Annotated in this window: 7 protein-coding genes and 1 pseudogene; 6 read left to right on the plus strand and 2 right to left on the minus strand. The window is 66.4% G+C overall.

The genetic code is table 11. The annotated features are described in order from the left end of the window. Positions 1-240 precede the first annotated feature (240 nt). A complete protein-coding gene (locus ACLJK8_RS20800; RefSeq protein WP_413152304.1) occupies positions 241-1,233 on the plus strand; it encodes a tyrosine-type recombinase/integrase in 993 nt (330 codons plus the stop codon). Positions 1,234-1,352: 119 nt separating this feature from the next. Beyond that, positions 1,353-1,628 (plus strand): annotated as a pseudogene (locus ACLJK8_RS20805) (zincin-like metallopeptidase domain-containing protein); the annotation flags it as partial. Between the two features lie 95 nt (positions 1,629-1,723). On the opposite strand, the gene ACLJK8_RS20810 reads toward ACLJK8_RS20805, so the two are convergent. Beyond that, positions 1,724-2,101 (minus strand): VirC2 family conjugal transfer protein, encoded by a 378-nt coding sequence (locus tag ACLJK8_RS20810; RefSeq protein WP_413152306.1) that lies wholly within the window; start codon positions 2,099-2,101, stop codon positions 1,724-1,726. Between the two features lie 248 nt (positions 2,102-2,349). Beyond that, complete coding sequence (locus ACLJK8_RS20815) at positions 2,350-3,042, minus strand: AAA family ATPase (protein WP_413152308.1); 693 nt, start codon at positions 3,040-3,042, stop codon at positions 2,350-2,352. A 740-nt stretch (positions 3,043-3,782) separates the two neighbouring features. Between ACLJK8_RS20815 and ACLJK8_RS20820 the strand changes: the two genes are divergently transcribed. From ACLJK8_RS20820 to ACLJK8_RS20835, 4 genes are read left to right on the plus strand one after another with little or no spacing between them, the layout of a single operon-like run. Then, positions 3,783-4,235 (plus strand): DNA mobilization endonuclease VirD1/MobC family subunit, encoded by a 453-nt coding sequence (locus tag ACLJK8_RS20820; RefSeq protein ID WP_413152310.1) that lies wholly within the window; start codon positions 3,783-3,785, stop codon positions 4,233-4,235. Then, on the plus strand, positions 4,232-6,001 hold the full coding sequence (locus tag ACLJK8_RS20825) for a relaxase/mobilization nuclease domain-containing protein (RefSeq protein WP_413152311.1): 1,770 nt from the start codon (positions 4,232-4,234) through the stop codon (positions 5,999-6,001). The genes ACLJK8_RS20820 and ACLJK8_RS20825 overlap by 4 nt, the downstream gene beginning before the upstream one ends. Continuing rightward, positions 6,001-7,977, plus strand: a complete 1,977-nt coding sequence (locus ACLJK8_RS20830) for a type IV secretory system conjugative DNA transfer family protein (RefSeq protein ID WP_413152312.1) — start codon at positions 6,001-6,003, stop codon at positions 7,975-7,977. Before ACLJK8_RS20825 ends, ACLJK8_RS20830 begins: the two co-directional genes overlap by 1 nt. Then, positions 7,964-8,395 carry a c-type cytochrome gene (locus ACLJK8_RS20835; RefSeq protein WP_413152313.1) on the plus strand — a complete coding sequence of 144 codons (432 nt, stop codon included), beginning with the start codon at positions 7,964-7,966 and terminating at the stop codon, positions 8,393-8,395. The genes ACLJK8_RS20830 and ACLJK8_RS20835 overlap by 14 nt, the downstream gene beginning before the upstream one ends. The last annotated feature ends 532 nt before the right edge of the window (positions 8,396-8,927 follow it).

The raw sequence follows: 8,927 nt of genomic DNA on the forward strand, positions 1-8,927 counted from the left end.
CGCAAGCGGGAAACTCTAGTCGGGCTACGCCCTCCCGCCGTTCCCCGCTTGCGGCGCCAAGTGGCCTACTTTTGCGCCGCCCAACGGCCTGGTTTTGCTCCGCCGTTGACACCGGACACTCTCCACGACATGGCTCGGTCATGCAAACCCCGCCCACACATACTGGTACCTGGAAGCGGTCCCGGAACTGCTGGAACTGGCCTCCGCTCGAATAGCAGGCGCGGCGGAGGAGGAAAGTTGATGAAGGCGACCAACTTCCCCGCGCTGATCCAGCGCTTCTTCACCGATCGCCTCTGCACCCAGATGGAGGCAAGCCATCATACCATCGCCGGTTATCGGGACACGTTCCGACTGCTGATCCGGTACGCAAGCGCACGGCGTGGAAAGCCGCCTACGAATCTGACGATTGAAGATCTCGATGCTGACCTCGTCGCCGACTTCCTGACCTACGTCGAAACGGCACGCGGCAACACGGCGCGCACCCGCAATACTCGGCTTGCAGCCATCCGCTCATTCTTCCGCTACGTTGCATTGACTGATCCGGGCTGGCTGCTTCATTGCCAGCGCATTCTCTCGATGCCGAACAAGCGGTACGTGAAGCGGAGCGTGACATTCCTTGACGCCGAGGAGATAGCGGCGCTCCTGGCCGCGCCGGATCGGACGACGTGGGTGGGGCAGCGAGATCACGTCCTGCTGGTGCTTGCGCTTCAGACCGGGCTGCGGGCGTCCGAGCTGATCAACCTGCGTTGCAAGGACGTGGTTCTCGGCACCGGCGCCTACATCCGCTGCATCGGCAAGGGGCGAAAAGAACGCAGCACGCCTCTTCGGCGTGATACGGCCAAACTGATCCAGAGCTGGATCGGCCAACGCCACGATAGCGACGGACCGTTGTTCCCCTCGATCCGAGGCGCACAACTCAGCCGGGACGCATTGGAGCACCTCGTGCGCAAGCATTGCCTTACGGCATCGCGAGCATGTCCGAGTCTCGCAGGAAAACACGTCACGCCGCACACGCTTCGCCACAGCACTGCGATGGAACTTCTCCATCACGGCGTCGACCAATCCGTGATTGCTCTCTGGCTCGGGCATGAATCCGTGGAAACAACCCAGATCTATATCCACGCTGACATGCGGCTGAAGGAAAAGGCGCTCGCGCAGGTCGCAAGCCCGGGAACGCATCCCGGGCGGTATCGTCCCAGTGACGAATTGCTCGCCTTCCTCGAAGCGCTCTGATTATGCCGAACCGCCGCATGGCCGAATTCCGACAAACCAGCCACCGAACTCGGCCATGCGGCATAATCCGACTTACGGCATAATGCGTCTTATGCCGATATCGGCATAAGACCCACTGGACCGGGCACGGCAGCCGCCTCGACCGGATCAAGAAGTTCGCCGACCGGACGGCCTACGCTTTCGAGGAGCTCGTCGCCGAGCTCGGCAACGTCCTCCTCTGCACTCACCTCGGGCTCACACCGGACTTCGAGCAGAGCGCCGCCTACGTCGAAAGCTGGCTCAAGGCGCTGAAGGAAGACAAGCGGGCGATCTTTCGGGCCGCGGCCGAGGGGCAGAAGGCGGCGGACCTGCTGCTGGCGCTTGCCGGTGACAACGAGAAGGAGGCGGCCGCGTAGCGGCCCCCTGCCCCACTAAGAAATTTAGCCGGTTGGGCAATCTAGAGATTGCCCAACCGGCGCAGCGCCCCCGGCGCTGGCCCAAGGACCGATCCTCAGCCCTCTTCATTCGCGGCTGGCAAGGTCGGTGCTTGCCCGGCCGATACCCGTATGCCTCTCTCGAGGTATCGGGCCAGCGCGGCCATGCTGATAGCGCGTCCCAATCCGCCGGGAGTTTCCAGGTCCAAAGGGTCGAGAGCCGCCTTGGCGGCAGCATAGAGCCGAGGGCTCAGCATCTTTGTGGTGTTGAGGCTGACCTTTCCGGCGGGATATGTCGCAGGACTGATCCTCTCGCCCCGCTCAACCGCATCGGCCAAGTCGGAAAGCGAACGAGAGAGCAGCCGCTGCAATGCGCGCTTCTCTCCCATGGAGGCAGCGGCCTGGTCGAACAGCGGAAAGGCGCCCGGCTTTGGAGCCGGAACGCGCAGCTTCACCAGGACAGCTTCCTCGCTGTCCTCCGCTGGTGGCCTCGTTGGCGCTGCCCTCGGAGGGCGAGCTTTCCGTGCGACATGCTGAGGACGCGCCTTCTTATCGGCTTGGGCTTCTGGGTCAGCCGTTGGTGGCGCTGCAGCAGGGTCCTCGGGCGCCCCAGCCTCTGGGGGGTAAGGCAGCCCACGCTTCACATTGAACTCGCGCCGCTGCTCGTCGTAGCTCTTTTTCGGTTTGACGATGCCCGCCACTGCTATTCCTCCAGAGCCACAAGTACGTCTGTCGCCAGCTCGTCGGCTTCGGCCATGGCAATCTTGAAGTGCTTCGCCGAAATGCGGCTCGCCGGATCCGACTCCTTTGCACGGACGGTCAGGTGGAGCATGCCGTCCCTCTTCATACTGGCGTAGGCATCGCGATCCCGCAGCTTGGTGGCTAGCATGGGAAACACTTCCAGCCGATCGATCTCGATCTGTCGGGACTTGTTCGGCGTGTGGGGGAGCTTTGTGACCAGCAACGCTATGAGTGTATTGGTCCCCTCCTCCTCGATCTGGTCGTGGACGAACTCCATCGTGTTGACCGCCTCGTCGATGTCGTATGTCGTGATCGCCGTGGGGACGATGACCAGCGCCGAGTTCGCGACGACGATGCTGTTGATTTCGGACCCGCCACCGTGGGTGTCAGCGAGCATGAACTCGACCCCCTGCTTCTCGGCTTCCACGACCGCCTTCTCAAAGCTGTCGAGATCGGCCGCGAAGTAGATCTGACAGGTGTCGTCCCATCGGCCGGCGGCTTTGGCGTAGCTGCGCCACTGCGAGATCGGGGCGTTCTCGTCGCCCTCGAGAAGGGCAACCTTGCGGCCGCGAGCTAGGAGGGCCGAGCAGAGGGCGCTCAGCGCCGTCGTCTTGCCGGCCCCTCCTTTCAACGAGACGAAACTGATCAGCTTCATTCGGTCCCTTCCACCACTTCCCGGAACCGCAATGCGGCATAACGGTGAAGCGGCAAAATTCAAAAAACGCTAAAACGGCACAGCCACTGATACGCTTTAACTGCGCTTGCGGCGCTACGTCAACGCGCGGATGCGGCACAGCTTTGAAGCGGCGAAGCGCCGTTGCGAAAAAGCGACACCACACTGAGATACGGGAAACAGCAAAGAACGAAAAAGCGCCCGAACGTCGGATGCCCTTAAACGGCAAAGCGCGGTTAACCTCAGAACGCCATAACCGGAGAACGCCATAAGCGCTAAAATCAAAAAACGACGAAACGCATAAACGCGAATACCACCGTGCGTCAATACGGCAGAGTCTTTGCCAGGTTGTCCGGTTTGGGTCGCGGGAGAATTGGGCGAAGGTGCAGAGAGCGCCCCAGCGGCCCGCTGAGCTGCTTGGTTAGACCTCTAGTGGGTGGGCGCCGGTTGATCCGGCCCGGGCCCTGGAGGGCGCTCACAACGGCTCAGGCGCGCCGGTCAAGCCTGAGGCGATCCCTCGGGGCCCCTGGTGCAAGTGGCGAGAGCTGGAGTGGAGAAAGGGTTGAAAGGAGTGAGAGGGTTGGGTTAGGTAGATTGGCAGGATATATGAAAATGTAGAACATTTGGCTATGACCCAACCCAACCCCGAGAAGGCCCCTCCCAAGCGCACGCGCCACTCCTCTGGCCTGAAACCCGCAGCAGCTGGCTGGGAGGTCCGTCGGATGATCGGCGGCAAATGGCAGGATCCCGAGAAGGCGAAGAAGGAACCGCGCGCCGATCGGACGATCTCGGTGCGGCTGACCGAGGCCGAGCTCGCCGAGTTCGACGCCCAGATCGCAGGGCTTGGCCTCAACCGGAACCGCGCCTTGCGGATCGCCGCCCGGCGGATCGGCGGTTTCCTGGAGGTCGACGGCCAGACGGTGGAGGCGCTCAGGTCGATCAACCGGCAGCTCGCTGGCGTGGCGACGAACATCAACCAGATCGCCCATTCGGCGAACCGGACGCACGACCCCGACTACCGCGCCTTCATGGCGCAGCGAGCCGAGCTCGGCCGGATCCTGATCGAGGCCCGCGGCGCCCTGCAGCGGATCCTCGACCTCGGCGCCCGGCGGGAGGACGGCCTCGAGCGGCTGAAGGCTGCGGCCGAGCCGGAGAGGGTAGGGGGGTCGGAATGAGCGTGCCGTCGGTCCCGGAGCTGCTGCGGCGCGGCGCGCAGGCGCCAGCCTGGGTGTCGGCGGTGGATGCGGTGATGGGCGAGGACTGGGCGCATCTCGAGCTCGGCCGCGGCAGTGCGGTGCGGACGCCAGCGGACGAGGGGCGACGGACCGGAGCGCGGCGCCGGGCGGCGATTGGCGGGGCGCTGTCGCCGAACCCGCAGGCGCTCGTCAAGCTGATCGGCTCGGGCGGCACGGCGACAAGCCGTGGGCTGCGAGCGCAGATGGACTACCTGAGCCGGCAGGGCGACGTGCCGCTGGTGTCGTCGGAGAGCACCTTCGGCACCAAGCTCGGAGTCGGCGATGCGGCGCAGATTGCGGCGGCTTGGGGGTTGCCGGACGTTGATCGGGGCGGGGCCGACCGGACCTCGCACTTCGTGGTCAGCTTCCCGCAGGGGACGGACCCGGATGCAGCCGAGAGGGCAGGGCGGGCGTGGGCGGCGGCGCTGTTCGACAGCGGTGCCTATGGCGACCGCTGGGACTACTACACCGCCTTCCACAAGGACACGGCCTACCCGCACATCCATGTCGTCGTTGGGCGGCGCGGCCTCGACGAGGGGCAATGGCTCCGGGTGTCGTCCCGGGGAGAACTGACATTCGACCGGCTTCGCGAAGTCCAGGTCGATGTGGCGGCGCGGGAGGGGATCGCGCTGACTGGAACGACGCGGCTGTCGCGCGGGGTACATGACCGACCGGTGCCGGACGCCGAGTACCGGCGGGCGCGGGCCGAAGGGCGGGAGGCGGTGGCGCCGGCGCATACAGAGGCGTCGGCGATCGCCACGGCCGCGGAGATCCTCGACTATGCCCGCGACTATCAGGGTGCCGCGACATCAATAGCCGGGCAGGCGCCGGAGTTCGCCGGGCGGCTGGAAGCCGCGGCAGTGACGATCCTGGCGGGCCGGGCGCTCGCGGTCGAGCGCGAGGCGGCGCCGAGACTGACACCAGAGGAGGCCATGCGGATGGCGGAGACGGTCGAGGAGGTTCAGGCCGAGGTGCGGCAGAACTTCGTGCAGCTGGAGGCCGACATCCGGTCGGTGGAGAATCCGGCGAAGCGGGCGGAGTTCCTGCGCGATCTCGCCGGGCTGAAGGCGGAGGCAGCGCCGTTCATTCGTGACGACGCCGGCCTACAGGGCTACCGGGCCGAGGCGTTGCACGCTGACTACCGCGGCCTGACAGTGGCGCCCGGCGATGCGCGGGCGGCTTCGATCAAGGCCGAGGCAGAGCGGGAGGTGGCACGGCTCGCCGAGCGGTTTGGGTTGCAACCGGAGGCTACGCTGGCGCGGTTCGCGGCAGAGACGGTATCGGTGGGGCTCGGGCGCGACTACCGCGCCGAGGAGCTCGCCGAGCGAGCGTCGGATCGCGCGGCACGGGGTCAGTCGGCCGAGCGGGTCGACGAGGCAACCGCGCAACTCGCCGACTTCCACCGCCGGGCCGGGACGATCTACCGCGAGGCAGCCGAGCGAGTGCGGGAGATCGAACGCGAGGACCCGCGCGGTGCGCCCGACCTCGGGTCGACGCGGGACGCCGCTGGCGGACGGGGGCAAGCTCGCGGCGGGGAAGTGCGTGCCGCTCCGGCCAGTCGCGACGACGATGCGCCGGAAGGGCGCAGCAAGCCCGAGCGGCCTGGCCGGCGTCGCGAACGCGACGACGATGCGCCGGAAGGGCGCAGCAAGCCCGAGCGGCCTGGCCGGCGTCGCGAACGCGACGACGATGATCGGAGCCGGTGATGACGCGGCGCGGACAGGACATCCTGCTCGGAGGCAGCGTCGGGCTGATGGTCGGCATTCTGCCCGGTCTGCTCGCCGCCGGCGCGGTCGTCACCTGGCGGCTCGGCGGTGACCTGCGCGAGATCGACCTCGCCACCTACTTCCGGGCGCTCCCGGCTGCAGCGCGCTGGGAAGGGCTGCCGACGACCGCGGCGCTGATCGGGGCAGGGGTGGCGCTCGCCTTCGGCCTCGCCGGGATCGCGCTGCTGTGGCGGCCGCAGCTGACGCTGCATGGAACTGCCCGCTGGGCGGAGCCCGGCGAGCTGCGGCGTTCCGGGTTGCTGGCGCGACGGCTCGAGGAGGTGCGCGGGCCGATCTGGGGCAAGCTCGGGTCACCGAAATCGCGGGCGCCCTATCTGAGCTCGGAGAAAATCGTGCATTCGCTGGTGGCGGCGCCGACCGGGGCAGGGAAGGGGGTCGGCGTCGTCATACCGACACTGCTGACTTACCCGGGATCGACTGTGGTCCTCGACGTCAAGGGCGAGAACTACGAGAAGACCGCCGGCCGGCGGTATGAGCTCGGCGACCGGGTATTCAAGTTTGCCCCCTATGCCAAGGATCGGCGGAGCCATCGCTACAACCCCTTCGACGAGGTGGCGGCGGCGCCGGAGCGGCGGCGCTTTTCGGAAGCGCTGCGGCTGGCGAACAGCCTGGTCGAGGCCAAGGGCAAGGGAACGGAGTCCTGGGTCGACGGCGCCCGCGAAATCTTCGCGGCGACGGCGGTGGTGGCGCACGAGTGCGGGACGCCGACGATCGCGGCAGTCTACGACCTGCTGACCCAGCCCGGCGCGCCTGGACCGCTGCTTGAAGCTCTCGCGGCGAGCACGCAGTCCGGCGAGGCGCGATCAGTCTTCAACCGGTTCGCCGGGCAGCCGGAGAAGGTGCTCGGCAGCTACATGTCGGTGCTCTTCGACGGAGGCCTCCGGCTCTGGGCCGACCCCGACGTGCGGGATGCCACCGCGGCGACGGATTTCTGGATCACCGACTTTCGTTCGGATCCGGCGAGCGTCTTTCTCTGCGTCAGCCAGAAGGACCTCGGCGTGTTGTCGCCGCTGATCCGGCTGATGTTCCAGCAGATGTTCACGCTGCTGCAAGAGACTGACCGGACGGAGGAGGACAGGTTCGACGTGCTCTTCCTGCTCGACGAGTTCGCCTCGCTCGGAAAGATGGAGGAGATGGGGCGGGCGGTCACCACGGTGCGCTCCTCCGGCGCTCACCTGATGCTGATCGTGCAGTCGCTCGCCAACCTGCGGGAGGTCTATGGCGCGGACGGGGCGGCGAACTTCCTCGGCAACTGCGAGCTGCAGCTCTTCATGGCGCCCACCGACACCGATACGCCGCGCTACATCTCCGAGGCGATTGGCGATCAGACCCGAATGGTGCGGGTGAAGTCCTGGCGGCAGCGCGGCTGGGACGCCGCCTCGATCCAGGAGCGGCAGGAGGGGATTCGACTGATCCGGCCGGAGCAGATCCGTATGCTCGGGCCGGATACGGCGATCGCACTTGTACGGGACCAGAACCCGGTGCGGCTTTCAAAGGTTCGATACTACGAGGATCGGGTGCTTAATGCGCTTCTGTACGGGGGGCAAAAGGAGGCCAAGGCGCACCTCGAGGGGCGGGCCGGCCTGTTCGAGGCGTCACTGCCGGGTTCAAGCTCGGATGAGCCCGCGGCCGAGACACACGAGCCCAAGACATTGCAGACCAAGCCGATGACAGCTCCAGTCTCCCTAAATCGAGCTGTGACGACGCCTGCAGAACCCACTCCTGGAGTTATGTCAACGGCTCAGCTTGATGCAATCAGGGAAAAGCAGAGTGATTTCAGGAACGCCCTTGCTGTTTATCGTCAGGGAGACAAAACCTCGTCCCACGCCTCGAACTCGGTGGCTGAGACCTTGGACGGCTCGACGCATCTCGCGACGCACGATGATCGATCTTGAGGGCGTGGTGAGGATTGCCATGCTGCTGGTGGCCGTCGCGCCTGCGGCGGCGGCTCAGCAAGCGCCCAACATAGAGCGCGGCGCCGCCGTTTATGCCGAGGCGTGTGCCTCTTGTCACGGCGCCAACCTTGAAGGCCGGCTGGACTGGCAGAGCAGGCTTCCCACTGGCCGAATGCCGGCACCGCCGCACGACGCTACGGGCCATACGTGGCACCACGGCGACGGGATCCTCTTCCGGCTCGTCAAAGAGGGCGTTGCCGAAGTCGTCGGTGGGACGTACGAGAGCGACATGCCGGCCTTCGCTGGCGTGCTTAGCGACGACGACATCCGCGCCGTGCTTGCCTTTATCAAGAGTACCTGGCCCGACCGCGCGAGGGCCTATCAGGCGCAGGTCAGCGCGAACGAGAGCGGAAACTAATCCCTGCTCGACGGCGAAGATGCGCGGGAAGGCGGTGAGTGCGTTTCGGCGGTTGCGGTCACGGACGCGCCGGTGCGGCCCGGAGGTGTGGCGCCTATGCCCTCGGAGGTCTCCGAGCGCGTGGAGATCGTGCTGATCGGCGGGCGGCGTTTTCTGGTCGACCCCCGCGATCGACCCGGCGGCGTTGACGCGGCTCGTGCGGGTGCGGGTTGGGTGCGATTGCGTTTCCGCCAGGGGTGAAAGTGTGGCTGGCGGACGGCGTGACCGACAGACCGACATGCGGCGCGGCGCGCGGCATGAACAGCCTGGTGCTGATGGTAGCAGGGGCTCCGGCGCGGTCCGCATGGCGGGGAGCTGACGCCTATGGCGGCTTCGGGACGCTCTACGCGCCCGACCGGCAGCCCGCGCCGATCACCGAGGGAGTGTCAGAAGCTCTGTGTATCTGGCCGCCGGTCCGGTCCCAGCCTGACCGCGTTCAGCCCTGGATGGGCTTGAAGCGATCCTCGAACATGATGGCGAACTGATTGACCGC

The sequence above is a fragment of the Amaricoccus sp. W119 genome, assembly GCF_047275745.1.
Classification (GTDB): Bacteria; Pseudomonadota; Alphaproteobacteria; order Rhodobacterales; family Rhodobacteraceae; genus Amaricoccus.

Bases quoted from the DNA above. Each gene is read 5' to 3' on its own strand.
- ACLJK8_RS20825 (WP_413152311.1), top strand. From the start codon at position 4,232: ATGAGCGTGCCGTCGGTCCCGGAGCTGCTGCGGCGCGGCGCGCAGGCG.
- ACLJK8_RS20800 (WP_413152304.1), top strand. From the start codon at position 241: ATGAAGGCGACCAACTTCCCCGCGCTGATCCAGCGCTTCTTCACCGAT.
- ACLJK8_RS20835 (WP_413152313.1), top strand. From the start codon at position 7,964: ATGATCGATCTTGAGGGCGTGGTGAGGATTGCCATGCTGCTGGTGGCC.
- ACLJK8_RS20815 (WP_413152308.1), bottom strand. From the start codon at position 3,042: ATGAAGCTGATCAGTTTCGTCTCGTTGAAAGGAGGGGCCGGCAAGACG.
- ACLJK8_RS20830 (WP_413152312.1), top strand. From the start codon at position 6,001: ATGACGCGGCGCGGACAGGACATCCTGCTCGGAGGCAGCGTCGGGCTG.
- ACLJK8_RS20820 (WP_413152310.1), top strand. From the start codon at position 3,783: ATGATCGGCGGCAAATGGCAGGATCCCGAGAAGGCGAAGAAGGAACCG.